A 630-nucleotide genomic window follows, 5' to 3' on the forward strand; every position below is an offset into this window, starting at 1 on the left:
GGCAAGCCCTGCTTGGCGACGATATCGAGCTTTTCTTCCGCCGACAGGCTTTTGTGCTCGGGATTCAGCTTGGAAATGCTGCCGATCGGCGACATCTCCGTCATGCCCCAGCCATGCCAGACCTCGACGCCGTATTTTTCCGCGAAGACCTGGACGACCGCTCTCGGTACCGCCGAGCCGCCGATAAGCACCCGGTCAAGGTCCGGCAGGCTGCCACCTTCCTTTTCCATATGGGCGAGCAATGCCATCCATACCGTCGGTACGGCCAGCGAGAAACTCACCCGCTCGCGCGTCAGCATCTCGTAGATCGACTTGCCGTCCAGGCCCGGGCCAGGCATGACGAGACGGGCGCCCGCCATCGGCGCCGAAAATGCCGTTGCCCAACCATTGGCGTGAAAGAACGGCACGATCGGCATGACCGTATCGGCACAGCCTATGCCGTTGACGTCGGGAGACAGCACCGCCATGGCATGCAACACGTTCGAGCGGTGGGAATAGACGACGCCCTTCGGATTGCCCGTCGTGCCCGACGTATAGCACATGCCGGCCGCGGTCCGTTCGTCGAAGTCATGCCAGGCGAAATCGCTATCGCTCTCGGCAAGCCAGTCCTCATAGCAGGCGACATTGGCG

At 62.2% G+C, this 630-nt stretch carries 1 protein-coding gene; it reads right to left on the reverse strand.

Features of this window, described 5'->3' with window-relative positions; translation table 11 throughout:
• The coding region (locus AC1D0P_RS26915; protein WP_477679528.1) for an AMP-binding protein at positions 1-630 on the reverse strand (630 nt) is incomplete at both ends.

This window comes from Polaromonas sp. P1_G2 (assembly GCF_056405515.1).